This window comes from Nocardia sp. NPDC057455 (assembly GCF_042802775.1).
Taxonomy (GTDB): Bacteria; Actinomycetota; Actinomycetes; order Mycobacteriales; family Mycobacteriaceae; genus Nocardia.
Window position 1 is genome coordinate 51,063 of sequence record NZ_JBHVDM010000014.1, and the last position, 24,600, is coordinate 75,662.

At 65.3% G+C, this 24,600-nt stretch carries 25 protein-coding genes; 15 read left to right on the forward strand and 10 right to left on the reverse strand.

The window, feature by feature from the left end; all coding sequences use genetic code 11:
- Nucleotides 1-33 precede the first annotated feature (33 nt).
- Genes ACFU5M_RS08355 through ACFU5M_RS08365 form a run of 3 tightly spaced genes read right to left on the reverse strand, consistent with a single transcriptional unit; the run spans nucleotide 34 to nucleotide 3,229 of the window.
- The gene (locus ACFU5M_RS08355) at nucleotides 34-1,218 is read right to left on the reverse strand and encodes a sulfotransferase family protein (protein ID WP_379045835.1); all 1,185 of its coding nucleotides are present in this window, start codon (nucleotides 1,216-1,218) and stop codon (nucleotides 34-36) included.
- Between the two features lie 20 nt (nucleotides 1,219-1,238).
- Nucleotides 1,239-1,991 carry an SDR family NAD(P)-dependent oxidoreductase gene (locus tag ACFU5M_RS08360; RefSeq protein WP_379045837.1) on the reverse strand — a complete coding sequence of 251 codons (753 nt, stop codon included), beginning with the start codon at nucleotides 1,989-1,991 and terminating at the stop codon, nucleotides 1,239-1,241.
- The gene (locus ACFU5M_RS08365) at nucleotides 1,988-3,229 is read right to left on the reverse strand and encodes an alkyl sulfatase dimerization domain-containing protein (protein WP_379045840.1); all 1,242 of its coding nucleotides are present in this window, start codon (nucleotides 3,227-3,229) and stop codon (nucleotides 1,988-1,990) included. Before ACFU5M_RS08365 ends, ACFU5M_RS08360 begins: the two co-directional genes overlap by 4 nt.
- 696 nt (nucleotides 3,230-3,925) lie before the next feature.
- Between ACFU5M_RS08365 and ACFU5M_RS08370 the strand changes: the two genes are divergently transcribed.
- Nucleotides 3,926-4,543, forward strand: coding sequence for a TetR/AcrR family transcriptional regulator (locus ACFU5M_RS08370; protein ID WP_379045843.1), 618 nt, complete (start codon nucleotides 3,926-3,928; stop codon nucleotides 4,541-4,543).
- A 47-nt stretch (nucleotides 4,544-4,590) separates the two neighbouring features.
- Nucleotides 4,591-5,304 (forward strand): 3'(2'),5'-bisphosphate nucleotidase CysQ, encoded by a 714-nt coding sequence (locus tag ACFU5M_RS08375; protein WP_379045846.1) that lies wholly within the window; start codon nucleotides 4,591-4,593, stop codon nucleotides 5,302-5,304.
- Nucleotides 5,305-5,434: 130 nt separating this feature from the next.
- On the opposite strand, the gene ACFU5M_RS08380 is transcribed toward ACFU5M_RS08375, so the two are convergent.
- Together ACFU5M_RS08380 and ACFU5M_RS08385 are read right to left on the reverse strand one after the other, a co-directional pair.
- Entirely contained in the window at nucleotides 5,435-6,478 is a 1,044-nt protein-coding gene (locus ACFU5M_RS08380) for a phosphotransferase family protein (protein ID WP_379045849.1), read from the reverse strand.
- The gene (locus tag ACFU5M_RS08385; protein ID WP_379045852.1) at nucleotides 6,475-7,776 is read right to left on the reverse strand and encodes an acyl-CoA dehydrogenase family protein; all 1,302 of its coding nucleotides are present in this window, start codon (nucleotides 7,774-7,776) and stop codon (nucleotides 6,475-6,477) included. The genes ACFU5M_RS08380 and ACFU5M_RS08385 overlap by 4 nt, the downstream gene beginning before the upstream one ends.
- A gap of 323 nt (nucleotides 7,777-8,099) precedes the next feature.
- Here ACFU5M_RS08385 and ACFU5M_RS08390 point away from each other — a divergent pair, with 323 nt between their 5' ends.
- From ACFU5M_RS08390 to ACFU5M_RS08400, 3 genes are all read left to right on the forward strand, one after another.
- Entirely contained in the window at nucleotides 8,100-8,852 is a 753-nt protein-coding gene (locus ACFU5M_RS08390; RefSeq protein ID WP_379045855.1) for an SDR family NAD(P)-dependent oxidoreductase, read from the forward strand.
- A 59-nt stretch (nucleotides 8,853-8,911) separates the two neighbouring features.
- Nucleotides 8,912-9,670, forward strand: coding sequence for an SDR family oxidoreductase (locus tag ACFU5M_RS08395; protein ID WP_379045858.1), 759 nt, complete (start codon nucleotides 8,912-8,914; stop codon nucleotides 9,668-9,670).
- Nucleotides 9,671-9,767: 97 nt separating this feature from the next.
- Nucleotides 9,768-10,538: an SDR family NAD(P)-dependent oxidoreductase gene (locus ACFU5M_RS08400; protein WP_379045861.1), complete on the forward strand. Its 771-nt coding sequence runs from the start codon at nucleotides 9,768-9,770 to the stop codon at nucleotides 10,536-10,538.
- 242 nt (nucleotides 10,539-10,780) lie between these two features.
- Here the strand turns inward: ACFU5M_RS08400 and ACFU5M_RS08405 are convergent, their stop codons facing one another.
- Nucleotides 10,781-11,317 carry a DinB family protein gene (locus ACFU5M_RS08405; protein WP_379045864.1) on the reverse strand — a complete coding sequence of 179 codons (537 nt, stop codon included), beginning with the start codon at nucleotides 11,315-11,317 and terminating at the stop codon, nucleotides 10,781-10,783.
- Nucleotides 11,318-12,069: 752 nt separating this feature from the next.
- Between ACFU5M_RS08405 and ACFU5M_RS08410 the strand changes: the two genes are divergently transcribed.
- On the forward strand, nucleotides 12,070-12,399 hold the full coding sequence (locus ACFU5M_RS08410; RefSeq protein WP_379045867.1) for an ArsR/SmtB family transcription factor: 330 nt from the start codon (nucleotides 12,070-12,072) through the stop codon (nucleotides 12,397-12,399).
- Nucleotides 12,399-13,115 (forward strand): cation transporter, encoded by a 717-nt coding sequence (locus ACFU5M_RS08415; protein WP_379045870.1) that lies wholly within the window; start codon nucleotides 12,399-12,401, stop codon nucleotides 13,113-13,115. Before ACFU5M_RS08410 ends, ACFU5M_RS08415 begins: the two co-directional genes overlap by 1 nt.
- A 63-nt stretch (nucleotides 13,116-13,178) precedes the next feature.
- On the opposite strand, the gene ACFU5M_RS08420 is transcribed toward ACFU5M_RS08415, so the two are convergent.
- Nucleotides 13,179-13,487: a MerR family transcriptional regulator gene (locus ACFU5M_RS08420; protein WP_379045873.1), complete on the reverse strand. Its 309-nt coding sequence runs from the start codon at nucleotides 13,485-13,487 to the stop codon at nucleotides 13,179-13,181.
- A gap of 462 nt (nucleotides 13,488-13,949) precedes the next feature.
- On the opposite strand from ACFU5M_RS08420, the gene ACFU5M_RS08425 reads away from it, so the two are divergent.
- The 4 genes from ACFU5M_RS08425 to ACFU5M_RS08440 are packed head-to-tail and all read left to right on the forward strand — an operon-like array spanning nucleotide 13,950 to nucleotide 16,728.
- Complete coding sequence (locus tag ACFU5M_RS08425; RefSeq protein WP_379046005.1) at nucleotides 13,950-14,327, forward strand: ArsR/SmtB family transcription factor; 378 nt, start codon at nucleotides 13,950-13,952, stop codon at nucleotides 14,325-14,327.
- The gene (arsB, locus tag ACFU5M_RS08430; protein ID WP_379045876.1) at nucleotides 14,324-15,445 is read left to right on the forward strand and encodes an ACR3 family arsenite efflux transporter; all 1,122 of its coding nucleotides are present in this window, start codon (nucleotides 14,324-14,326) and stop codon (nucleotides 15,443-15,445) included. The genes ACFU5M_RS08425 and arsB overlap by 4 nt, the downstream gene beginning before the upstream one ends.
- Nucleotides 15,442-16,302, forward strand: coding sequence for a low molecular weight phosphatase family protein (locus tag ACFU5M_RS08435; RefSeq protein ID WP_379045878.1), 861 nt, complete (start codon nucleotides 15,442-15,444; stop codon nucleotides 16,300-16,302). The genes arsB and ACFU5M_RS08435 overlap by 4 nt, the downstream gene beginning before the upstream one ends.
- 15 nt (nucleotides 16,303-16,317) lie before the next feature.
- Complete coding sequence (locus ACFU5M_RS08440) at nucleotides 16,318-16,728, forward strand: arsenate reductase ArsC (RefSeq protein WP_379045881.1); 411 nt, start codon at nucleotides 16,318-16,320, stop codon at nucleotides 16,726-16,728.
- A gap of 647 nt (nucleotides 16,729-17,375) precedes the next feature.
- Here ACFU5M_RS08440 and ACFU5M_RS08445 read toward each other — a convergent pair.
- On the reverse strand, nucleotides 17,376-18,494 hold the full coding sequence (locus tag ACFU5M_RS08445) for a lipase family protein (protein ID WP_379045884.1): 1,119 nt from the start codon (nucleotides 18,492-18,494) through the stop codon (nucleotides 17,376-17,378).
- Nucleotides 18,495-19,147: 653 nt separating this feature from the next.
- Here ACFU5M_RS08445 and ACFU5M_RS08450 point away from each other — a divergent pair.
- The 4 genes from ACFU5M_RS08450 (at nucleotide 19,148) to ACFU5M_RS08465 (ending at nucleotide 22,853) form a co-directional block, all read left to right on the forward strand.
- Nucleotides 19,148-19,636: a MarR family winged helix-turn-helix transcriptional regulator gene (locus ACFU5M_RS08450; RefSeq protein WP_379045887.1), complete on the forward strand. Its 489-nt coding sequence runs from the start codon at nucleotides 19,148-19,150 to the stop codon at nucleotides 19,634-19,636.
- A gap of 84 nt (nucleotides 19,637-19,720) precedes the next feature.
- Nucleotides 19,721-20,557, forward strand: coding sequence for a p-hydroxycinnamoyl CoA hydratase/lyase (locus ACFU5M_RS08455; RefSeq protein WP_379045890.1), 837 nt, complete (start codon nucleotides 19,721-19,723; stop codon nucleotides 20,555-20,557).
- A gap of 29 nt (nucleotides 20,558-20,586) precedes the next feature.
- The gene (locus ACFU5M_RS08460; RefSeq protein WP_379045893.1) at nucleotides 20,587-22,083 is read left to right on the forward strand and encodes a long-chain fatty acid--CoA ligase; all 1,497 of its coding nucleotides are present in this window, start codon (nucleotides 20,587-20,589) and stop codon (nucleotides 22,081-22,083) included.
- Entirely contained in the window at nucleotides 22,080-22,853 is a 774-nt protein-coding gene (locus ACFU5M_RS08465) for an alpha/beta fold hydrolase (RefSeq protein ID WP_379045896.1), read from the forward strand. Before ACFU5M_RS08460 ends, ACFU5M_RS08465 begins: the two co-directional genes overlap by 4 nt.
- Before the next feature lie 270 nt (nucleotides 22,854-23,123).
- Here ACFU5M_RS08465 and ACFU5M_RS08470 read toward each other — a convergent pair whose 3' ends face one another.
- Nucleotides 23,124-23,414: a hypothetical protein gene (locus ACFU5M_RS08470; RefSeq protein ID WP_379045899.1), complete on the reverse strand. Its 291-nt coding sequence runs from the start codon at nucleotides 23,412-23,414 to the stop codon at nucleotides 23,124-23,126.
- Nucleotides 23,415-23,663: 249 nt separating this feature from the next.
- Nucleotides 23,664-24,560 (reverse strand): sterol desaturase family protein, encoded by an 897-nt coding sequence (locus ACFU5M_RS08475; RefSeq protein ID WP_379045902.1) that lies wholly within the window; start codon nucleotides 24,558-24,560, stop codon nucleotides 23,664-23,666.
- Between the last annotated feature and the right edge of the window lie 40 nt (nucleotides 24,561-24,600).

Sequence of the window (24,600 nt, forward strand, 5' to 3'; positions counted from 1 at the left end):
ACTGCGGGCGAGTCGGCGTCGGTACCCGGGGCTTCAGCCCAGGCCCTCCAACTCGATGGCGGGGAAGGTGTCCAGGTACTCGGCGAATACCGGCTTCAGGTCCTCGACGGTGAGACCGAATTGATCGAGGTGATATTCGTTGGGTGCGAAACGGTTCTGCGGGTGAGCGTCCAGCCAGCTCCGCATCCGGGATTCGGTCTCGGTGGTGAGCTCATCGCCTGCCCAGTCGTAGATATCGCGCATGACCGCCAAGGGATCGCGCATCATCTCGGAGTAGTGCATGTGGAAGAACCGGTCGTCGCCGATTCTTTCCCGGGCCCGCAACGGCCGGTCGACGTGGGCCTGCATCTGGGTCAGTGCGTTCCGCCCCTGTTCGTGCCAGTCGACGCCCTCGGGCGTGGTGACCATCGACTTGGGCAGCCGCCACAGGTTGCCCAGGGATCCGGTGGCCTTGTAGGGGTCGCGGTGCGCCCACACGATGCGCACGTCGGGGAATTCGGCCAGCAGCGCGTCGATGTGGACGGCGTGCGAAGGCATTTTCAGACTCCAGGCGCCCGGTGCGCGGGACTGGAGCAGTTGCAGGTAGCGCCGTTGATACCGGTAGGTCGTGGACATATCGGTTTTGTTCAGCAGCCATTCGGCGTACCGCGTGTTGGTCATGAACGCATCCCAGGACAGGCCCTTGAAGTCCTGGTTGTGGATGAACATGTCCTCGGTGGGGCCATCGGCGTCTTCCCAGTGCGGCAGGGCCATGTTCGCCTGCTGGATCATCTCCAGCATTGCCTTCTGCTCTTCGAGCATCGCCAGACATCGCGGGTCGGTTCGCAAGGTCTCGGTGGTCGGCGGAGGAACCGGCTGCATGCATTCCCAGTGCAGCAGCGATCTGCGGGCCGGGTCCTGGTCCAACAGGTAACTGATCACGGTGGTGCCGGTCCGGGGCATACCGAGGATCACGAGTGGACGTTCGATCTTCTCCTCGAGGATCTCGGGGTACTCCCGGATGTGATGGTGCACTTTCAGTCGTCGTTCGAGGACCTTGACGCATTCGTCCAGAAGGTATTGCCGCCCGAACGGGGTGTAGGAAGGGTTGGTGTTGATCTCTTCCAACACCAGCTCGAGGCCCGGTTTCCAGGAGGCGGAGTCCAGTTCGGTGTGGCCGGTGCGTTCGCTCGCGATGGCCAAGACGTCCTCGACGGTCTCGGCGTGCAGGTCTGCCATGGGAATGCCTTTCGCGGAGATCAGACGGTGAGGTAGCCGCCGTCGACCGCGACGCTGGTGCCGGTGATGTAGGAGGCCGATCGCGAGCACAGGAATAGCACCGCGCCGTGGAGGTCTTCGGGGGTACCGGGGCGCCCCAGCGGGGTGTGGAATCCGATCTCGACATCCATGACCTGCGGGATGTCCATGGCCGCTGCGGTCATGCGGGTATTGATCAGGCCCGGAGCGACGGCGTTGACGCGGATACCGTCACCCGCCCACAACCGCGCGAGATTCATGGTGAGCGCGATCAGGCCGTGCTTGGACGAGCCGTATCCGGGAACGAACATCGCCGAGCGGAACGCCGACATGGAAACGACGGAGACTACGCTCGATCCCCCCGCCACGGTGCTGGCCTTCAAGCGATCGTGACAGCCCACCGTCAACCGCATCGGGCCGAGCAGATTCTGCGTGATCGAGGCCGTGTAGCCTGCCGGATCCCATTCGTTGAGGCCGCCGGGATAGGGTCCTCCGGCATTGTTGATCAGGATGTCGAGGTCTCCCAGCGAATCCAGCAGGGCATCGATCGAGTCGGTGTCGGACAGCTGGCACTGCTTGTAGGTGAACGCGCCCAGGCCGACGTCGTCGTAGTCGCCCGCCGATGCTCGGGTTCCCGTGACGGTGACCTCGGCGCCGGATCCGGCGAAGGCGGCGGCCACGGCGTGGCCGATACCGCTCGTCCCGCCGGTCACCAGTACGCGAGTGCCGGTGTAGTCGAAGCTGACTGTGTTCACTGTTGTGTCCTCAATTTCTCGATCGTGGTGCTCAGCCACGCTTTTTCCCAGAAGTTGTCGGTATCGGCGAGCAGCAATTCGTGCGCTTGGATCGCGATCTCGCGGGCCGAGGACGAATCACCGTCTGCCAGAACGGTTTCGGTAAGATGCAGGGCGTGCACGGCACGACCGGCGCGCAGATGTGCTCGGGCGGCCTCGACGAGTTCGTCGGGTCCTTTCGCGTGCACCAGGTCGGTGGCGACGGCGCGGATGGGGACGTCGTAGAGTTCGGTTGTGGACTGGTGGTGGAACCACCCGGCATACATCTCCCAGATCGATCGCACGTTCCACGAGGTTTTGCCGTACCACTGCCCGACGTCGAATTCCTCCGGTAGCCGGATCTCGCTCATCAGGGTGTGGACGTCCTTGCCCGCTTCCATTCCCTCGAAGGTGCGGTCGTGCACCCACTGCATCGCGTCGCGCATCGCGCGCACTTCCTCTTCGATGACATCGGTGCCGTCGATCGGATCGAAATGCCCGGTGATCAGCCGTTCCGCGCCGAGGTCGAGAACCGTGTCGAGCGCTTCGACGTAGCGCAGCGGATCCCGGTACCGGTCGCCGCGGATGGTGGACAGATTCGGCACAACGCCGAAGAGTGGCCCGAAAAGGTTGCCGGTGAAGAGGGTTCTCTCCGCCGGCATCCACACCACCAGCGCGTCGGTGGTCTCGCCGCCCGGTGTGGCGATCAGCACGAATTCACGACCTCCGATACGCAACTCGAGACGATCGTCGAAGGTCGTGGTCGGTTCCGGGAACGACATGTCGATTCCGGTGAAATCCATCTTCTGGATTCGTTCGACCAAGATCTTCGAGATGTTCCCGAATCCGAACGCGGTGTTTCTGGCACGGAAGCCGAGCAGGCGTTGGGTGTCGTCGCGCCACAGCCGGTAATTCGAGTGCATGATCGTGTCGGTGCCGGGCTCGCGCAGATAGGCGATCCCGCCCCAGTGGTCTGGGTGCCCTTGGGTGGTGATGATGGTGTGCGTCGGCCCCGGTACCGCGGCGTACGCGCTGCGGCGCAGCGGTCCTTCGAAGATCAGTCCCGCGTTGACGATCACCCGTCCCGCGTCGGTGGCGATCGCGTAGGAGTTCGAGACTCCCGGTGACATGAAAATGTCGTCGCCGAGGGCGACCGCGGGGACGTCCAGCGCCGGTGCGATCGAGTCGGCGGTCGGACGCGTGCGATAGATGCCCGCCATATGGGATCCTCCCTCAACTTTGCGGTCCGACAGATCAAGCGGACACCTGAGAAATCCGACCCCCGTCCGGTGGCCGAAATAATGGTGGGACAACACGTTTCCACCAAATCCCTTCGAGAATAGAACGCATCACTCTATAAATCTAGAGCGGATTTCGGACATTTGGCTCGGCATATCCGGAGCCGCCATCCCTGGTTTGCGAGAGCCTGACGTCCTCCGCGGACCACACTCGCCGCATCGCACCGCCTTGCGCACACTCGGGCGGGTGGACGCCATCGCGCTACCCGACCGCGACGGATTCGGTTCCGGATTCCGGTCCGGCCGACGCTGAGAGCGGGCACGATCAGCTGAGGATTTGACGCACTCTCTGTGGAGAATGCTATTCTCCATGTCGAGAGTGAAGATGTCGAGACCGATCGCGATCTGGTTTCGGGCGATCGACGGTTCCGAGCTGCGCGTCGCGGGACATGCGCGGATCGGGGTCGCACGCTGACGAACAGGGCCGACAGTAGGAGTGATGGATGGGGCCACCCAGGTCCGGGTGTGGATCGCACCCGCCATCGGACACGCCGTGGCGGCGAATCGCGCTGAACATTGTGTTCAGTCCGTTGCCGGCAGAGGGGTTCTCACGTCACCTCGCACTGTGCGGCACGATCGACCGATGCTCGGGCAGTCCCCGACGCGGAAGCAGCGAATATGAGTAGCCGGATTCACCAAGCTGTCGAGCGGGCATTGGATGAACGGCAACGGGCCGCCACCGAGGAGGTCGAACGCATACTCGAAGCGACCGTCCGTGTCATGACCCGTAACGCGCCCGCCGCTCCGCGACTGAGTGAGATCCTCGCCGAGGCCAACAGCTCGAACAAAGCCTTCTACCGCTACTTCACCAGCAAGGACGATCTCGTCCTCGCCGTCCTGGAACGCGGGGTCGGCATCGTCGTCTCCTACATCGAGCACCAGATGGCCAAGGAAACCGATCCCGCGAGCAAGATCGCACGATGGATCGAGGGTGCGCTGGCGCAGCTGACCGAACCCCACCTGGTCAGCATGAGTCACGCCACGTTCAGCCAACTCACCGCGGGCAAGAGCAACGACCGGGTCACCTTCCACACCATCATGCGACCCCTGCGCGATCTGTTGTCCGAACCGGTAGCGGCCCTCGGGCAACCCGATGCCGTGCGTGACGCCGACATGGTGTTCTTCTGCGTGACCGACTCGATGCGTCGGTATGTCGAGGTGGCGACCCAACCGACGCGCGCCGATATCGGCCATCTCGTCGAATTCTGCCTTCGCGGGATCGGCGCCTTCGAGTGAGGCGCCGAGCCGATACCTTGCGCCCGTTACCGAGATCGAGGAAGAGTATGGACGACCACCACTTGGCGGCGACCCTCGCACGAGAGGCGGGGCAGTTGCTGATGGCCATCCGCTCCGAAGGGGGCGCGGCAGGGGATCGGCAATCCAATGCCCTGCTGACGCGGCGACTTCAGCAGGCACGCGCACGTGACGCCGTCTTATCGGAGGAGAGCCCGGACGACCCGGCACGCCTGGATCGGTCGAGGGTATGGATCATCGACCCGCTCGACGGTACCCGTGAATACGGCGAGCCGCCCCGCCGCGACTGGGCCGTGCACGTGGCACTCGCTGTCGACGGAGAACCGGTCGCGGGTGCGGTCGCACTGCCCGCCGAAGACCTGGTCCTGCACACCGGCAACCCACCTTCGCTCGCCACGTCGCGGTCCGGGCCGGTCCGTGTGGCGGTGTCGCGCAGCCGGTGCTCGGACACGGTCGCGAATTTGGTGTCCGCGCTGTCGGCGACCCAGGTCCCGCTGGGGTCCGCCGGTGTCAAGGCGATGGCCGTCGTGCGCGGCGTCGCGGATGTCTACGCGCACTCAGGCGGCCAATACGAGTGGGACTCCTGTGCTCCGGTGGCCGTCGCGGCGGCCGCCGGCCTCCATGTCTCCCGATTGGACGGCACGCCGTTGCGGTACAACCGTCCCGATCCGCACCTTCCGGATCTGTTGATCTGTCGACCCGAACTGGCCGATAGCGTACTGGCCGCCATGAGTCGCCTCTGAACCACGGTGACGCTGTCTTTCCGAGGCGAATACGTCACCATTCGGCGCCGCGGATTTCCGCGGCGCCGTTGGTCTGTGGTTATTTCGCTGAGATTTCTTCATTTCCGCCGCTCGTCATGGGCGGCACGGTTCACCCGCGGTAATCGGTGGTCTCGGCGAGCTCGCCAGCGGAGCGCATGAGTCGTGGCACGATCGCGCCGAAGGCTCGGAGTTTGGGATTGTCCCCGGCACGCTGGAATCCCTGTTCGAGAACGATGGCGAGTTTCCATTTCGCGAGCACGAGGTAGTAATCCATGTCATCGACCTGACGCCCGGAAACCTCGGCGTAGTGCGCTGCGAGTCGATCGCGCGAGGGCATCCCTCGCAGATCGACATAGCTCGCGCTCGCCGCCTCCAGGTCGTGGGTATCGTCGGGCCAATCGCGCAGCATCCAGGCAAGGTCGAGTTTGGGGTCGCCGATGGTGCCCATCTCCCAGTCCACGATCGCGGCCAAGCGCGCCGGATCACCGTGGTGATATATGACGTTGGCCCACTGGTAGTCCCCGTGCATCACACCGGGAATGAAATCGAGCGGTCGATGGGTGCGCAGCCACGCGGTAGCGGTGTCCATCCCATCGAGTTCACGGCCTTTGATCCGCTCGAACATTCCGGTCCAACGCTGAACCTGCCGGTCGTGGAAGCCCTCCGGCCTGCCCAGATCGTGCAGTCCGCGCTCGCGCCAGTCGACCCGCGACAGCAGTGCGATACCCTCGGCGAGCTGGAAGGCCAGACCCGCCCTCGCCGCGGTATCGCCGGCGAAGGGCTCCGGCCACTGCTTCTGGTGCTGCATCGGCGACCACCCGTCGACATAGTCCATGAGGAAGAACACGCGGCCCAGTACGGCGGGGTCGTCGCAGACCGCGACCGCGCCGGCGTGCGGGACATCCGTGCCGTCCAGCGCTCGCGTGATCCGCCATTCGCGCAGGATGCCCTTGTCGCGGTCGGCGGGCGCGGTGGCGGGCGGTATGCGCAGCACACTGCGGTGCTCGCCGCGGCGGAGGTCATAGATCTCGTTCTGCGCACCGCCGGAGAGCTGTGTGACCACCAAAGGTTGACCCGCTCCGGGCAATCCGACGTCGTCCATCCAGGCGGTGAGCCGGACGGTGTCGAGGGTGCCGGCGGTAGTGTCGGTCATCGATTGCCCACTTCGTGTTCCAGGAATTCGGCGTATTTGGCCAGTGCCGCCTCGCGCTTGGCCGGGATCCACTCGCTTGGCCACATCCCGTCGACGGCGCTGTGGTCGCGCAGCACCTGTCTGGCGACGGTGGTCTTGTGCACCTCGGTGGGACCATCGGCCAAGCCCATGACGGCCGCGCCGTGGATCATCTTCATCAGCGGCACCTCGTCGGTGACCCCGAGCGCGCCGTGGACCTGCATGGCCCGCCAGGCGATGTCGTGCAGCACGCTGGGCATCACGACCTTGACCGCGGCGATGTCCTTGCGGACCTTCTTGTAGTCGTTGTACTTGTCGATCTCCCACGCCACGTACAGCACGAACAGCCGGAACTGCAGGAGCTGGGCGTAGGAATCGGCGATGAAACCCTGCACGAACTGCTTATCCGCCAGACTGCTTCCCGCGGTCTCGCGGCTCAGCGCCCGTTCGCACATCATGTCCAGCGCCTTGCGAGCCAATCCGATGGTGCGCATCGCATGATGAACGCGGCCGCCTCCGAGCCGGGTCTGGGCGATCGCGAAGGCCTGCCCCTCACCTCCGAGTAGCGCCGAATCCGGTACGCGCACATTGTCGTAGTGGATCAGTGCGTGCTGCCCCGACCCCTCGGCCTCGCCGTAGAGCCCGACACCGCGAACGATCTCGATCCCGGGGGTGCCCGCGGGCACAAGGAACATCGACATACCTTTGTATGTCCCCGCGTCGGGGTCGGTGACCGCCATGACGATCAGAAAGGCCGCCGTGCGGGCATTGGACGAAAAGTATTTCCAGCCGTTGATGATCCAGTCCGCACCGTCGCGGACCGCGGAGGTGGTGAACTGCCCCGGGTCGGCTCCGGCCTGCGGTTCGGTCATCGAATAGCAGGAGAACAGCTCACCGTCGAGCAGCGGCCGTAGATAGCGCTGCTTCTGCTCCGGCGTGCCGTAGTGGGCGAGGATCTCGGCATTGCCGGTATCGGGGGCCTGGCAGCCGAAGACGATCGGCGCCCACGACGAGCGGCCGAGTATCTCGTTGAGCAGGGCGAGTTTCACCTGCCCGTGCCCCTGTCCGCCGAGGTCGGGACCCAGATGTGTCGCCCACAACCCCTGTTCGCGCACCTGTTGCTTCAACGGCGCGATCGCCGCGCGGCGGCCACCGTCGAGCGGAACGAACTGCTGGTGCGGCCATACCAGATCCAGTGGCTCGACCGAATCGCGAACGAACTCGTCGGCCCAGTCCAGCTTCGCCTGATACTCGCGGTCGGTTTCGAAATCCCAGGGCACGAAAACTCCTATCTCCTGTCCGAGAATCGTCTTCTCTGTGATCAGGGCACAATCTGGTGGCGCGACAGTCTCCCGGTGCCAGCTGAGCCCAGTCGCGCAGGTCACCCACAGGACCGCCCCGTTGCTCCTAGGCGCGACCTCGTACTGGGCGCCTCCGAGCGGGTCGGGCACTTCGATCTCATCACAGAGAATGCTATTCTCGTTGATGAGATTATCGTACTCCAGTGTTTCCCGCTGACGATCGGAGGCTTTGATGGATTACGCGACGCACTTGGTGCACCAACTCGTGCCAGAGCGCAATTCGGCCCTGAGCGGTGGTCGGCGTGGGTGAACTGGCCGCGCGCCGGATCCTCGTGACCGGCGCAGCGACAGGCATAGGCGCTGCCGCCGTGGCCGTTCTGTCCGAGGCGGGAGGACAGGTGGTCGCTACGTACCACAACACGCCACCACCGCCGGAACTCGCTCACGCGCAGTGGCGGCGCTGCGATGTCACCGACCCGGACTCCGTCGCGGCCACCTTCCGTGCGGCCCGCGACATTCTGGGCGGTATCGACGTCCTGGTGCACGCGGCGGGGGCTTGGACACCCGGCATCCCAGGTCGGCTCACCGTGGACGACCTGCGGCAGGCGCTGGACACCAACTTCGTTTCCACCGTCTTGACCAATCAAGCGGCTTACGAGGCGATGAGGGACAACGGTGGCCGCATCATCAATTTCGGATCCGGCGAAGCGGTGATGGGCAGTCCTATCTCAGCGGCATACGCTGCGGCCAAATCCGCTGTAGCCGCCTGGACTCGCTCCGCAGCAAAAGCGTGGGCCGCGCAGAAGATCACCGTCAACGCGCTGGCCCCCGCTGTCGAGACTCCCGGCGCCGCGCGACTGCGTGAATTCCTCGGACCGGAGGCGCTGCCCTTCCTGGAGCAACAACTCCAACTGACTCTGCCCCTCGGCGGGAAACTCGGTGATCCGGTCGACGACGTGGGACCGGTCCTGGTCTTCCTTGCCGGCTCCGGCGCCGACTTCATCACCGGCCAACTGTTGGCGGTCGACGGCGGTCTGGTCATGCTCGGCGCGTGAGCGTCGCCCGATCGACCGAATCGGTCTCCCCGGCAACCTATTATCTCGAAGGAGCGGTCGTGGAAGATCATTGGAGGCGCCTGGGTGATCACCGCGCGCCGAACGAGACGAGGCGCGAATCCGCTGTTGTCACCGGAGCCGCGGGTGGGATCGGCGCGGCCGTCGCGCGGCTGCTCGCCGCCGAGGGTGTCCGATGCGTGGTCGTGGATTGTGATCCCCGCGTGGTCGAGGTGGCCGAGCAGATCGGCGGCGAGGCGATCGTGGGTGATCTGACCGAGCCGCAGACATCTGTCCGGGCAGTGGCGGCCGCGGGTGACCATCTGGATCTACTGATCCTCAACGCCGGAGTCAACTGCCTCGACAAGGATCCGGCGACCATGGACCTCCACCGCTACCACGCGGTCGTCGGCGTCAATCAGCATGCGGTCGTGTGGGGTCTACGGGCAGGTCTGCCGATCATGCGCCGCCAAGGCGGGGGAGCCATCGTAGTCACCGCGTCTCTGGCCGCAGTGCGGCCGACCCCGCAGGATCCGATCTACGCCATGACCAAACACGCCGTCATCGGATTGGTTCGCTCCCTGTCGGGTGCACTTGCGAAAGAGCACATCCGCCTGTGCGCCGTATGTCCCGGCCTGGTCGACACGCCTCTGACCGCGCCAGGACGCGACCGCTTCGAGGCGGCGGGTATACCGATGCTGTCGGCCGACGCCGTTGCCGCCGCGATTCTCGAGACCCTGCGCGTCGGTGAACCCGGCGCCGAACTCGTAGTCCGGCCCGGACATCCCAACACCTTCTACCGGCCGGCGCCGGTGCCGTGAACCGGCATCGGACATACGACAGAACACCAGGTCTTCAGTCGACGCGCGGCACCGCACAGGCCTCCGTGGTGTGCGCGGCAACCACTCAGGAGCACGCATGGGTTACGCCGACACCTTGTTCGATCTGACCGGCAGAGTCGTACTGGTCACCGGCGGCAGTCGGGGACTCGGCCGGGAGATGGCCTTCGGTCTCGCCCGCTGCGGCGCCGACCTGGTGATAGCCAGCCGGAACTACGACAACTGCGCCGCGACCGCCGCCGACATCGAGCGTGAGACGGGCAGCTCAGTCCTGCCCTACGGCGTTCATGTCGGCCGCTGGGACCAACTCGACGGGTTGGTCGAGGCCGCCTACAACCGCTTCCACAGGGTCGACGTTCTCATCAACAACGCGGGCATGCAGCCTGTCTACGACAACCTGGCCTCGGTGAGCGAGAAACTCTTCGACGCCGTCATCGCGCTCAACCTCAAAGGCCCCTTCCGCCTCTCGACCCTCATCGGCGAACGCATGGTCAACGCGGGCCGGGGCTCCATCATCAATGTCAGCTCCACCGGCTCCATCCGCCCCCGCCCCTCGATCGTGCCCTACGCCGCAGCCAAGGCCGGACTCAACGCCATGACCGAAGGACTGGCCCTAGCGTTCGGGCCAACCGTCCGGGTGAACACCCTGATGGCAGGCCCACATCGCACCGAAGCCACCGCCGGATGGAATCTCGACGATCTCGAACCCGGAGACAACCCCTTCGCCGCCCATGCGCTGCAACGAATCGGGAATCCCTCCGAAATCGTCGGCGCCGCAATCTATCTTGCCTCGGACGCCTCCAGCTACATGACTGGCGCCACCCTCCGCTCCGACGGCGGCATGCCCTGAATCATGCATCACAATGACGCACCGAGCCCTACCCGAAACGCAATCGGCCGAGGGCACGCACCCGACGACCACGGCGGCGGACTTCATGCGCGGCGGCGGAAGACAGTTGATGCTGCCCGCCACCGCGAACGCATCGGCCAACGCGACGGCATCTGGCGTGACACCGTCCTGCTCGAACGCCGCTCACCAGTTCGCTGACAAGCGGCGAAACCTGTCATGTCCGGGTTCGGCACGACGGCGGATCAGGTCTTCAGCGTGAGCTGCTCGGCGTGGAAGTCGAAATGCTTCACCGGATAACGGTAGACGTCCTCGAGGGTCATGACGTCGGTGAAGAACGGATCCCATCGGATGGGAAAGTGCATGGACAGCGCAAAGTTCGCTTCCGGCTCCGTGGCGAGGTTGCGCTGTAATGCCGCTATGACCCGGTCGCATTTGCCCGTCATGCGGCGCCGGTTGTACACGGTCGCGGCGGCGCAGGACCCGCAGTAGTTGATCGCGTTGAATACCGGAGTACCGGCGTCCAGCAACCGGGCGTAGACGCGACCGAATCCGGAAGGGAGTCGACCGAACAGCCGCACCAAGGGCAGTAATCGCAGCACGATCATGAACCCGAAGACCATGTGGAAAAGCAGCTGCTCGTTGGACCACCGAGTTCCGTCCGAAGGCCGCTGGAAGTCGGTGGGGGTAGCCGATCCGACCAGCCGCCGAAGGGTGTCGCGGGCGGTTTCCCATTCCTCCGTGATCGCGCGTCGATCCACTGTCGGCTCGTTCATCGGCATCGGTCTCCCAATGCGATTGTCCCTCGCCGCACGACGGACGCACAGTCCGGCACAGCCGCATAGTCGATTCACGGCGCCGCCGCCGATCGCGCAGGCCGGGTGACCAGCCACCGGCGCGCCGGCTGAGCACGTCGCCCCGTGTCGTTGTGACGACTGATATACCCGAGCGCGTTGCTCCGAACTATCTTCGTCCCCCGAACTATCTTCGTCCCCTGCCGAGCAGAACAGCAGCAGCGAGCGGACCGACCATTGCCGGGCGTCCGCACGTTTGTTGCGCTGCACTCACCACGGAGTAGGTGCCCGTTTCTCGAGCTGACAGCGGGGCGTCGTCCTCGCTGAGCACGGGGCCTCGACCTCAGTGCCGGTTGGATCCCTCGCGTGAGCCTCGGCTTCTATATACAACGTGACCAAACCGAGCGGGCGACACTCCGGAGCGGAGAGGGGTCACGGGAGAGGTTCAGGGCGTTGGGGCCGAAGCAGTCGACTGGACAGCACCCCGGGTGAACCACTGATGTCTGTCCAGTCGCTCTAACTTGGATCACATCATGGGCATGTTCGGGAAGACCATGTTCCACGCGCTGCGCGCCATGTCCATAATCTGCACCCACATCGGTGACATCATCACCGGTCTCACCTCCTAGCACCCATAGCTGTGCATTCACTGGCTACCCCTAGACATCACGGAGAGGCGCACCCACAGATTCAATGGTTCATAATTTTCTGAATACATATTATTATGTATCATCAGTGATGTGGAGACGTTGTTGCATAGTGACGCGCTGGCCCGGTTCGGGCACGCGCTGTCGGACCCGACACGCACCCAGATCCTGTTGAACCTGCGCCGGGCGCCGGGATATCCGTCGGAACTGGCGGAGCGGATCGGGGTGTCGCGCCAGATTCTGTCCAACCATCTGGCCTGTCTGCGCGGGTGCGGGCTGGTCGTCGCGGTCCCGGAAGGTCGGCGTAGCCGCTACGAGTTGGCGGATGCCCGCATCGCGGCCGCGCTCGAGGATCTGCTCGGGCTGGTGCTGGCGGTGGATCCGGCTTGCTGCCCGGACTCCGATACCGACGGGTGCTGCTGATGTCGTCGCTCGGGTTGCCCTCGCTGCCCTCGACGATCCCGGCTGGGCAGGACCCGGACCGCAAAGCGGCGCTGGTGCGGCGGATCCGGTCGTTGGTGGCCGCGACCATCTCCTACAACGTGATCGAGGCGATCATCGCCCTGACCGAGGGCACCCGGGTGTCCTCGACAGCGTTGATCGGGTTCGGGCTGGATTCGGTGATCGAGGTGTCTTCCGCCGCTGCGGTGGCGTGGCAGTTCGCCGGCCGCGATCCGCAGGCGCGGGAGAAGATCGCGCTGCGGATCATCGCGTTCTCCTTCTTCGCCCTCGCGGCCTATGTCACCGTCGACTCGATCCGGGCTCTGCTCGGCATCGGTGAGGCTCAGCATTCCCCGATCGGGATCGGCCTTGCCGCTGTGAGCTTGGTGATCATGCCGGTGCTGTCGGCCGCGCAGCGCCGCGCCGGAGGTGAACTCGGATCCGCTTCCGCGGTCGCCGATTCCAAGCAGACGCTGCTGTGCACGTACTTGTCGGCGGTCCTGCTGGTCGGGTTGCTGCTCAACAGCATGTTCGGCTGGCCGTGGGCCGACCCGATCGCCGCGCTTGTGATCGCCGTGATCGCGGTGAGAGAGGGCCTCAACGCCTGGAAAGGCGACACCTGCTGCCCCACCCCGGTCACGCTCACCACCACCACCACCTCATCCTCCGGCGGGCACGACTGCGACTGCTGCGACTGACCCGCCACCCTCCCGGTCAAAAGGACCTGTCATGCCCCGACTCTCACACCAAGCCCGCCTTCGCTACCAGCAGGAGATGACGGCCGCGAAGACCGCGACCGCCGACGACCGGCGGTGGGCAAACCCGGTATCGGCGCGGCGTCGCCCGAAGCGGGTGACATCCAGCAGGTCGGAGACTGCCTCGAGGGTGAACCCGAGTCGCTGAGCGGCTTTGATCACCCGCAGTACCGTCAACGCCTGCTCCGAATACAGCCGATGCCCGCCCCACGATCGGTCCGGTTCGGCGAGCAGCCCGCGGCGCTCGTAGTACCGCAGCGTCTGGGTGTTCACCCCGGCGGCCGCGGCCAGCTGGCTGGTGCGCAACCCGGTCAACGCCGGTCCCCGCCGATCGCAGCGTCCACCCGTGTCGCAAGCACGTCGAGGACCTCGACTCGGCTGTCGGGGACCTCGATGCGCATCATCAGCCCGGCGCTGGTGGCCTCGAAGGTGAAAGCGAAGAACGAGCAGCAGCCGGACTCACGAGCGGCCAGTTCGCGGCCGCTCGGTTCGGAGTCAGGCGCCAGCAGCAGATCCAGCCGCGTGCGCGCCGGGCGATCGGTGCGCTGCACGGATGCGGCGAAAAACCGGTCGAACTCCGCGACCAGAACCGGTTGCTCGGCGGTAGGCAGGGTGCACGAGGCCGGTACCCAATCCCCGGAACGTGATCATCGTCATGACCTCACGGTAAGCCTGTACCTAGGTACAGGATGCAGCCCCGAACAGGGAGATTACCGCCGTATCTGTTCACCCGGCGTTTGCTTGCGATCTAGTATTGATATCGATCAATATAGGTCTATGTCGAAGTCGCCGCTTCTGATCGTTCCCGTGCAGTCGTGCACGGCCGCGCCGATCGTGCGTGAACCGTTGACCGCGCAGACCGCCGCCGAGCTGGCGGGGGTGTTCAAGGCACTGTCGGATCCGATGCGGCTGCGGCTGCTGAGCGCGATCGCTTCACGCGCCGGGCAGGAAGCGTGCGTGTGCGATCTGTCCGAAGGCATCGATCTCACGCAGCCGACGATCTCGCATCACTTGAAGGTGCTGCGCGAAGCCGGACTGCTCGCCAGCGAACGCCGCGCCTCCTGGGTGTACTACCGGGTGATTCCCGAAGCGCTGCAAAGGCTTTCGGACGTGCTGGTGGTCGAAAGTGGCGCCGCCGCGGGGGTCGACGCGTGAGCGCGGATACCGCCGTCGCGGAGAGCGGAGTTGTGGCGAAGCTGTCCACGCTGGATCGGTTCCTGCCGGTGTGGATCGGTGTCGCGATGGCCGCGGGACTGCTGCTCGGACGAATGATCCCAGGGCTCGGGGATGGGTTGAGCGCGGTGGAGATCGATGGCATTTCGCTGCCGATCGCGATCGGGTTGCTGATCATGATGTACCCGGTGCTGGCGAAGGTGCGTTATGACCGCCTCGACACCGTCACCGGCGACCGGAAGCTGTTGGTCGGGTCGCTGGTGTTGAACTGGCTACTCGGTCCGGCGCTGATGTTCGCGCTGGCATGGCTGCTGTTGCCGGATCTGCCGGAGTACCGAACCGGGCTGATCATCGTCGGGCTGGCACGGTGCATCGCGATGGTCATCATCTGGAACGACCTGGCCTGCGGTGACCGCGAAGCCGCGGCCGTGCTGGTGGCATTGAACTCGGTGTTCCAGGTGGTCATGTTCGCCGTGCTGGGCTGGTTCTACCTGTCGATGCTGCCAGGCTGGCTCGGGTTGGAGCAGACCACGATCGACACCTCGCCGTGGCAGATCGCGAAGTCGGTGCTGATATTCCTCGGTATCCCGCTGCTGGCGGGCTATCTGACCCGTCGGTTCGGTGAACGCGCCAAGGGCCGCGACTGGTATGAGTCCACGCTGCTGCCCCGCATCGGGCCGTGGGCGCTGTACGGGCTGCTGTTCACGATCGTCATCCTGTTCGCCCTGCAAGGCAAACAAATCACCTCCCAACCCCTGGACGTCGTGCGCATCGCGATCCCGCTGCTGGCCTACTTCGCCATCATGTGGGGCGGCGGCTACCTCCTCGGCGCGGCCCTCGGCCTTGGCTACGAGCGCACCACCACGCTGGCGTTCACCGCGGCGGGCAACAACTTCGAACTCGCCATCGCCGTCGCGATCGCCACCTACGGCGCTACTTCCGGCCAAGCCCTCGCCGGAGTCGTCGGACCCTTGATCGAAGTCCCTGTCCTCGTCGGGCTGGTGTACGTCTCCCTGGCACTACGCACACGCTTGCACCCCACCACCCCCGTCGCGTCCACACCTGCCGATTCGGCGGAGGAAAAGGTGCTGGAACGGTGACCGCAATCCCTGCTGTGCTGTTCGTGTGCGTCAAGAACGGCGGCAAATCCCAGATGGCCGCCGGACTGATGCGCCACGCCGCCGAGGGACGCATCGAGGTCTACTCCGCGGGCACCGCCCCCGGCGAGAGCCTCAACGCGTTGTCGGTGCAGTCGCTGCTGGAAGTCGGCGTCGACATCCGCGACGAGACCCCGAAACCGATCGACCCGCGGCTGCTGCGCGCGGTCGACCTCGTCATCACCTTGGGCCGCGAAGCGCACGTCGATCCCGTCGACAGGGTGCGGATCGTGAACTGGGACACCGACGAACCCTCCGAACGCGGCATCGGCGGCATCGAACGCATGCGACTGGTCCGCGACGACATCAACACCCGCGTGCAGCACCTGCTGGCCGAACGCTTCGCCCGCCAACGACTCAACGCCCTCGCGCGCGTGGAGGGCAAAGCCCACACCGGCAAACCCACCGTGCTGTTCCTGTGCACCCACAACGCCGGACGCTCCCAGATGGCATTGGGGTTCTTCACCCACCTCGCCGCAGACAACGCCGTCGCGTGGTCCGGCGGCAGCGAGCCCGGTAACGAGATCAACCCCGCCGCTGTCGAAGCCATGGCTGAAGTCGGCATCGACATCACCACCGAATTCCCGAAACCGTGGACCGAGGAAATCCTGCAGGCCGCCGACGTCATCATCACCATGGGCTGCGGAGATGCCTGCCCTCTCTACCCGGGCCGCCGGTATGAGGAATGGGACCTCGACGACCCCGCCGGGCTCGATGTCGCCGCCGTCCGCCCGATCCGCGAAGAAATCGAAACCCGCGTTCGCCATTTGCTGGCCGAACTCGACATCCCCGCCAGCTGAAAGGCCAACTCGCTCATGGCATCCAAGCCCAGTGTGCTGTTCGTTTGCGTCCACAACGCCGGACGCTCCCAGATGGCCGCCGGATTCCTCACCCACCTCGCCGCAGACGCGATCGAAGTCCGCTCCGCGGGCAGCGCGCCCGCCGAGTCGATCAACCCGGCCGCGGTCGAAGCCATGCGCGAGGTCGGCATCGACATCTCCGACCAGTCACCCAAAATACTCACCTTCGACGCCGTCGAAGCCTCCGACGTGGTCATCACCATGGGTTGCGGCGATACCTGCCCAGTCTTTCCCGGAGTCAGCTACCGCGACTGGGTGCTCGAGGACCCGGCTGGCAAGGGCGTCGAGTCGGTGCGCCCGATCCGCGATGAGATCAAGAACCGTGTCGAGGAACTCGTCGCCGAACTGCTGCCCGCTCGGGCTTGAACTGGAGACATCGACACGATCAGTGCATCTGGCATCTACGAGCGGGTGCCCGAGGAAACGGCGGCGGAGCCGTCGTTCCGGCAACCTGATTGCGGGAAAATCGGCGGACAGGTAGTCAGGAGACTGTCATGTCCATGCCTGCGTCATCGCTTCCCTCGCGCGTGCCACCAAGCTGGCCTTGTTTCTTTCCGACCAAGCGAGTTCCGAGTACGACCATGGAGTCGCGGACTGCCGCCTTCCGAACCACAAGGCTCAGTGCGGAACTCAACAAGCTTTCAGGCGTAGCTGGCATTACCTTCAGCGGAGTGCACCGCGAGTTCGTAGGCTCGCCACTGGCCGGTGCTGATAACCGTGCTCGTTCGGGTTATCCGCGAGCGAATCGCAGTCATGGAGACCGAGTTCGGCCGCATCCTCGGCGTCCCTCCGTGATACACCGCACGACGGGGGCTTTCGATTTCAATCGGCGGGCATCGGTTTTCGATGCACGCAAGCGGGCCGACCTCTCGGTTGAGGGAGCGGTCACGGGAGGTCTGGCCGTCGGAACGGACCGCCCGTGACCGCTCCTGAACGATTCGGGCTACTTCGAACCGGCCACGGCCTCGTAGGGTCTCCACCGGTTCGTTCTGGAACACCGCCGGACCAGGGCTCTACCCTGTGCCATGCAGTTCACCGCCGCGTCGGCGCAGACCGGGCCGTGTGCGACCGGCGCGCAACGGCATTCCGAGCGTGACGCGCAGCGCGGTGTCCGCCATCTCGAGGTAGCCGCGCCAGGCGCCCGGCGCGGTCGCGATCGACCACACCGTGCGGGTTCCGGGTTCTGTGATCGGGAGTCCGGCCAGGCGGTCGGACAGCCAATTGAGCGCCAGCGGGGTCGACAACGCCATCATGGTGAAGTGTTCGCTGAGCCGGTCGCGCACGTACACCACGGTCGCGCCGTGATCGCGGTATCGGTTCACCTGAGCATCCACGCATTCGCGGTGGATCACCTGGTCATGAACCGGTTGCACGACCAGCAGCGGACAGGCGGGCGCGTGGCCGCCCAGCCGCAGGTCATCGAGCATGGCCGTCATCTCGGGTTCGGCGAGGATGTCTGCGAGTGGCCGATCGAGGTGATCGTCGAAATCACGCCCGGCCAGCCGCAACAGAGTGAGCAACGGTGTGAGGGTCCGTGCCTGCTCGAGCAGTTGGTAGCCTCCCGGACGCATGTGCGCGTCTATCACGCGTTCCACCACCGGATACAGCAGGCGTAGCGCGGCGATCACCATCGCGGGGAAACCCGCGAACAGCCCACCGCTGAGCCGCACCAGCACCTGCGCGGGATCTCCCACCGGCGCCCCCAGCACCGCCGCCGTGATGTCGAGTTCAGGAGCGTAGGCGGGGGCCATCTCGACCGTCCACGACGCGGCCATCCCGCCGCCGGAATACCCCCAAACCACGATCGGGCTGTCATCGCCCAGGCCCAGGGCTTCAAAACGCAACGCCGCCCGGATTCCATCCAGAGTGCGGTACCCGGGTTCGCGAGGTGCGCCGAAATTACCCTGAGGCCCTCCGTGATCGGTGATGCTCACCGCCCAGCCGCGCCGGACGGCGTTGGCGATCATCATCGGCCACTCGATCGGAGTGATCGAACCGTGAGCCCGCGACCCGCGCCGCAACGCATACGACGGCGCCGAACGCTCGGTCACCGCATCGATCGCCGATTCGAACGCCAGCAGCGGCCGTTCGACGTCGGGGTCCGCGTCCACGGGTAGCACCACCGTCGTCACCGCAACCTCCGGGCGACCGTGCATATCCGTGCTCCGATACACCAATTGCCATGCCGACACCCTTTGCGGCACCAACCCGAACAGCGCGAGCTCGACCCGACGGCTCCGCAGGATCGTTCCCGGCGGCAATGTACGCAGTTCAACGGCCGGATGCAGGAACTCATCCCGCGACCGCACCTCCACCGGCTGCTGCACCCTGCGGGTCCTCCCGGTCCGTGACCACACCGAGAAGCGGCCCCGCATCGGTCCGGCCTGCCTCACCACACCCGAGCCCACACCCATCGCAACCTCTCGCCACATACCCGAACACCACGCATTGCTAACGCCTGGGCAATCGGCCCCCGGCAGAGCGTAGATGCCGAGCGCCCCGTTCGAAACGGCCCGTACCGAGAATTTACTTTCCTCACAGAAAGAATTTTGGGCTGACGAGGAAGGGTCCGTTCTTCGCCCGCCTCCTCGGCCGGGCCCGCTTGTCGGCGGCCTGATGTGGCAGGTATCGGCGTCGCCCCGCTTTCGCCTTCCCTGTTCACATCGACGTGTGACGGCGACGCTGCACATGTCAGCGGCGATATCGTCGTCATGTCCCATCAACGGCCGCGGTTCTGGCAGGCGGGTCGCGGGGGCACCGGATCGCGTACTGCGAAGATAGGCGGGTGAGCGGCGAGGGCGAGGACGGCGGGGCGGCGGGTGCGCCGTCGACTCTGTATCTGGTCAAGCAGCTCGAGTTGGTGGTGCGGGCATTGCTGGATGACGAACTGCGGCCATTGGGGTTGACGACATTGCAGTACACCGCCCTGACGGTGCTGCAGCGGCGTAGCGGACTGTCGTCGGCGCAATTGGCGCGACGATCGTTTCTGCGCCCGCAGACGATGAATGTCATGGTGCAGACCCTGCAGGAGCGGGGACTGATCCGCCGGGACCGGGATCCGGACAACCGCCGGGTACTCGTGCTGACGTTGACCGAGCATGGGCGAGAGCTGTTGCGCGCGGCCGCGCCCCGAGTCGAGCGGATCGAGGCACGACTGCTCGAGGGGGTCGGTCCGGCGCACAGCCAGGAGTTTCGCGATGCCTTGCGCGGCGGCGTCGCCGCGCTGGCGGCCGAGGCGGCGAACCGGCGGATCTCTGCGATGCCCGACCCCTGAGTCGCACCGGTTGACTTCCACGGCTGGGGCTGACACGCTGTGCGCGCAATCATCAGCAATACTGATAATGAAGGTGAGGCGGACATGGCCCGCGAACCCTGGGGCGACACCGTTGCCGTGGACTTCGACGAAGGTATCGCCTGGGTGACTTTGAACCGGCCACAGAAGCGCAACGCGATGAACCCGGCCCTCAACGATGAGATGGTCGGCGTACTGGACCACCTCGAATCCGATGACCGATGCCAGGTGCTCGTACTCACCGGCGCGGGCGAAGCTTTCTCCGCCGGAATGGATCTCAAGGAATACTTCCGCGAAGTCGAGGCGACCGGCAGCATCGCGGCTCAGATGCGGGTGCGCCGGGCCAGCGCGCAATGGCAGTGGAAGCGCCTGGCGTATTTCGGTAAGCCGACGATCGCGATGGTCAACGGATGGTGTTTCGGCGGCGCGTTCACGCCGCTGGTGGCCTGTGATCTGGCCATCGCCGATGAGCGCGCGCAGTTCGGGCTCTCGGAGGTGAACTGGGGGATTCCGCCGGGCGGCGTGGTGACCAAGGCGCTGGCCGCCACCATCGGCCAGCGGGACGCGCTGTACTACATCATGACCGGCGAAACCTTCGACGGCGCACACGCGGCGAGGATGCGACTGGTCAACGAGGCGCTACCCGCCGAACGGCTGCGGGAGCGCACCCGGGAACTGGCGCTCGAGTTGGCTGCGCTGAATCCTGTTGTGCTGCATACGGCGAAGGTCGGATACAAGTTCGCCGCGGAGATGACCTGGTCGCAAGCCGAGGACTATCTGTACGCCAAGCTGGATCAATCCCGCGCCCTCGACCCGGAGAATGGCCGCGAGCAGGGGCTGAACCAGTTCCTCGATGATAAGACCTACCGGCCCGGACTCGGCGCCTTCGACCGATCGAAATAGCCCGCGCCACGACAGGGGAAGAACCGAAGGTGCGAAATCAAGGATTGGGTTCGTGGCCGGAGCGCCGGTCCAGGATGACCCCGTCGGCCATCGCCATCACCACCGCAGACCGGTCGGTCAGCTACATGCAACTGAACGATCGCGTGGTTCGGGCAGCAGAACTATTGCATCAGAACGGCATTCGCCGAGGCGATCGAATCGCCTACCTCGGGCCGAATCACCCCGCCTACTTGGAGCTGTTGTTCGCGGCGGGACGGGTAGGTGCGGTTTTCGTTCCGCTGAACGCTCGATTGACCGCGGCGGAAGTTGATTACGTGCTGGACGACTCCGGCGCGCGGTTGTTGATCCATACGGCCGATTTCGACGCCTTGGCCGCGGACATCGCGGATCGGCGCATGCTGCGAGTCGACGGCCCGGGCGGTTACGAAGAACTGCTCGCGGCCGCTTCGTTCGCCGAGATCGATGAGCCGGTCGGTCTCGACGAGGTCTGTCTCATCATGTACACCTCTGGAAGTACCGGTCGACCGAAGGGGGCGATGCTCACCCATGGCAACCTGACGTGGAACTGTGTCAATGTCATCATCGAAAGCGATATCGCCGCCGACGAGGTGGCATTGATCACCGCCCCACTGTTCCATGCCGCCGCCCTCGGCATGGTTTGCCTGCCGACCCTGCTCAAGGGCGGACGCGTGGTGCTGCTGGAAAAATTCGATCCGGCGACGGTTCTGGATCTCATCGAACGCGAGCGCGTCACCTGGATGTTCGGTGTGCCGACGATGTTCGACGCGCTGGCGGAGCACGAGCGCTGGACCGACGCGGACCTGTCGAGCCTGCGCATCTTGCTGTGTGGTGGAGCGCCGGTGCCGCACGACACGATTCGGCGCTATCTCGACCGCGGGTTGAGTTTTCTTCAGGGGTATGGGATGACCGAGACCGCGCCAGGGGCACTGCTGCTGGACCGTGCGCACGCGGAATCGAAGCTGGGATCCGCCGGAGTGCCATCGTTCTTCACCGCTGTGCGAGTCGTGGACGCCGAAGGACATCCGGTAGCACCTCACGTTCGAGGGGAGGTCGTCGTCAGCGGGCCCAATGTCATGCGGGGCTACTGGGGGCAACCCGAGGCGACAGCGGCGGTATTGCGTGACGGCTGGTTTCACTCCGGCGACGTCGCGACCGTCGACGACGACGGCTATGTCTACCTGGTCGATCGCCTGCGGGACGTCATTATCTCGGGTGGCGAGAATATCTACCCCGCCGAAGTGGAGCAAGCGTTGTGCCGGCACGCCGCGGTCGCTTCGTGCGCGGTGATCGGGGTGCCGGACCAGCGCTGGGGGCAAGTGGGCAAGGCCGTCGTGGTGCCGGTGCACGGGGCCGCGGTGACGGAGCGGGAATTGCTGGACTTCGCGCGCGGGCGGTTGGCCTCGTACAAGGTGCCCCAGCACATCGTCTTCGTCGATGAGTTACCGACCACCGGCTCGGGGAAGATTCACAAGACCGTCGTCCGGGAAATGTACGGGCAGCCATGAGGGACGCTGCGCCTCTTGTACTGCTCCATGGCGTGGCCATGTCCGCGAGAGTGTGGGACGACGTCATTCCGCTCGTGCAAACCCGGCACGAGGTGGTCGCACCGACCGCCCTCGGACATCGGGGTGGCCCGCTGGTGATGCGCCATCCGGCCACCGTACGGGAGCTGGTCGACGGTGCGGAGCGGGTGCTCGACGATATGGGGATTGATCGTGCGCATCTCGCTGGGAATTCGCTGGGCGGGTGGATGGCCATTGAGCTCGCGCTGCGTGGCCGGGCTATCAGTGTATGCGCGCTCTCGCCCGCCGGATGCTGGGACACGGGTGGTCACGGGCGGGCGGGTGGTAACGCGAAGTTGCGCCGAATGGTCGGCCTGACTCGTCGAACGCGCCGAATCCACCCACTGGCGTTGCAATCGGCATCGATCCGACGGCTGGCGATGCGTGGTATCGCCTGTCACGCGGATCGATTGACCCCAGCACAGGCGTTGGCGGCGGCCGACGATCTGATCGGGTGCACGGTCCTCGAGGACCTGTTGGCTACTGTCGAACAGATGCCGGAAGTGCCGGAACTGCCGTGCCCGATCACGCTCGCCTGGTCGGGTGAAGATGTGATCTTTCCCTTACGGGTAAATGGGCGGATCGCGCGAGAGCGTTTGCCCCAGGCGCGTTTCGAGGTGCTGCCCGGTATAGGGCACGTGCCGATGATCGATGATCCGGGACTGGTCGCTTCGACGATACTCGCCACGACCGGCACGGGGGAGTTGGGATAACTTTCGCATCAGTCGCCGACGTGCACGTGGGCGACTGACCTGGCGGGGACTGGCCAGTGGTGCCGGGGGCTACGGAGACCACCCCCAGGCGGGTCCCGCTCGGGCCGGCGGCTCGCACAACCTCGACGGAGGCGTCCATATCGTTGTAGAGCTTGTACCAGCCGACCGAGGTACGTTCGGCCGACTTCGAGGCTTCGGACACAACAACCTGCTTCACCTCGAGATCCTGCTCCGCTTTGGTCATTGCCTTCTCCTTCGATTGGGCATTCGTCACACAAGGAAGCGGTACCGGGAACCCGCGCAGGCACACGCGAGCCCACGCCGAGCTGCCGGTATCACCCCACGATCTGGCTCCACCTGTCCTCCGAGGTGACGCATCAAGTCGCTGAAGAATCCGTTCACCTGACCTGCCTGCTGGGGCGTGTCCGTCATCAGCGATGTGAGGAAGTTGAATTCCTTGCCCAGCACCTCGATAAGAAGGTCACTGACCGCCTGGAATACGGAGAGGATCATCTGCTGCCAGTCGGGGTGCTGGTGGCCGAGGCTACCGGAACAGTTCACGGAACACCTCTACGGAACACCGTGACCAGGGCGTGAGTTCTGCGACCGTGGTGTTCCATTGGCGGATCGTCTAACGGGACACCGGCCGGACGCCCGGAACCAGCAGCTGGCTGCCAGACAGCTGACACAGCGCGCTGGGCGTGGTCAAAGCATCGGCAAGTCAAGGTATCTGCTGGGCGACACCGGCGGAATCGATTCTCGCCCCGAACCTCCCGTTTTGCGCCGCCGCCGGAATCGGAAGCGTCGCGTCTATGTGTTCGTGGTGGTCGTCCCGCAGCCGCCCGCGGCGGTGAAAGGGTGGATCAGCTGGCGGGCGTAGTCGACCGGGTAATCGGGTTCGGCCGCCATGCCGAGCTGTTCGGAGGTGAAGCGCCGGCCGGGATCGTAGGAGTAGGTGCGGTAGAGGTGGTCCCAGAGCAGGGTGAACAGCCCGAAGTTCACGTCGCCGATACCGGCCCACTTGAGGTGATGGAAGCGGTGGCCCGCGTTGAGCGCGAGGACGTATCCGGCGGGACCGACACGGTAGTCGGCATTGGAGTGCTGTAGCAGCAGCTGGATCGCGACGGCGAGGGCGAGGACGGAGGCCACGTCGACGGGCAGGCCGAGCAGAATCAGCGGCGCGACGCCGGCGGCCATCTCGACGGTCTGGTGGACGGGATGTTTCATCAGGCCGTTGAGTCCGTAGAACCGGGTGACGCTGTGGTGCACGGCGTGGAATCGCCACAGCAGCCCGATCTTGTGACTGGCCAGATGCACCGTGGTGATGCCGAAGTCGGCGATCAGTACGGCAAGGAGGACCTGTCCGGCGAAGGGCAGCTCGCCGGGCCAGATCCGCGCGCTCGGGAGGATCGCGGCCAGCAGCGGAATGGCGGCGACGCTGATCAGGATCAGGGTTTCGTTGACCATCGCGTGGATACGGTCGCGGCGACTGTCGCCGAGGTCGTGGTTCCAGCCCTGCTCGTACGGGATGATCCGTTCGGCCAGGAACGAGGCTGCGATCGCCGAGGCCAGGATCGCGAGGAGCCAATATTTCGGGGCGCCCGCAGCCGAGAGGGCGATACCGAGCCCGTTGAGCCCGAGCAGCATGAATGGTACATAGGCATACCGCGTGATTCGTTGTGCCGCCAACAGTATGGTCGTGTGCATGCGTTGAGCGTGCTGGCTCGACACCGCATCCGGCTTGAAC

Excerpts from the sequence above, each read along its gene's own strand:
- ACFU5M_RS08355 (WP_379045835.1), bottom strand. The coding sequence starts at position 1,218 with ATGGCAGACCTGCACGCCGAGACCGTCGAGGACGTCTTGGCCATCGCG.
- ACFU5M_RS08365 (WP_379045840.1), bottom strand. The coding sequence starts at position 3,229 with ATGGCGGGCATCTATCGCACGCGTCCGACCGCCGACTCGATCGCACCG.
- ACFU5M_RS08370 (WP_379045843.1), top strand. The coding sequence starts at position 3,926 with ATGAGTAGCCGGATTCACCAAGCTGTCGAGCGGGCATTGGATGAACGG.
- ACFU5M_RS08375 (WP_379045846.1), top strand. The coding sequence starts at position 4,591 with ATGGACGACCACCACTTGGCGGCGACCCTCGCACGAGAGGCGGGGCAG.
- ACFU5M_RS08380 (WP_379045849.1), bottom strand. The coding sequence starts at position 6,478 with ATGACCGACACTACCGCCGGCACCCTCGACACCGTCCGGCTCACCGCC.
- ACFU5M_RS08400 (WP_379045861.1), top strand. The coding sequence starts at position 9,768 with ATGGGTTACGCCGACACCTTGTTCGATCTGACCGGCAGAGTCGTACTG.
- ACFU5M_RS08405 (WP_379045864.1), bottom strand. The coding sequence starts at position 11,317 with ATGCCGATGAACGAGCCGACAGTGGATCGACGCGCGATCACGGAGGAA.
- ACFU5M_RS08415 (WP_379045870.1), top strand. The coding sequence starts at position 12,399 with ATGTCGTCGCTCGGGTTGCCCTCGCTGCCCTCGACGATCCCGGCTGGG.
- ACFU5M_RS08425 (WP_379046005.1), top strand. The coding sequence starts at position 13,950 with ATGTCGAAGTCGCCGCTTCTGATCGTTCCCGTGCAGTCGTGCACGGCC.
- ACFU5M_RS08440 (WP_379045881.1), top strand. The coding sequence starts at position 16,318 with ATGGCATCCAAGCCCAGTGTGCTGTTCGTTTGCGTCCACAACGCCGGA.
- ACFU5M_RS08455 (WP_379045890.1), top strand. The coding sequence starts at position 19,721 with ATGGCCCGCGAACCCTGGGGCGACACCGTTGCCGTGGACTTCGACGAA.
- ACFU5M_RS08465 (WP_379045896.1), top strand. The coding sequence starts at position 22,080 with ATGAGGGACGCTGCGCCTCTTGTACTGCTCCATGGCGTGGCCATGTCC.
- ACFU5M_RS08475 (WP_379045902.1), bottom strand. The coding sequence starts at position 24,560 with ATGCACACGACCATACTGTTGGCGGCACAACGAATCACGCGGTATGCC.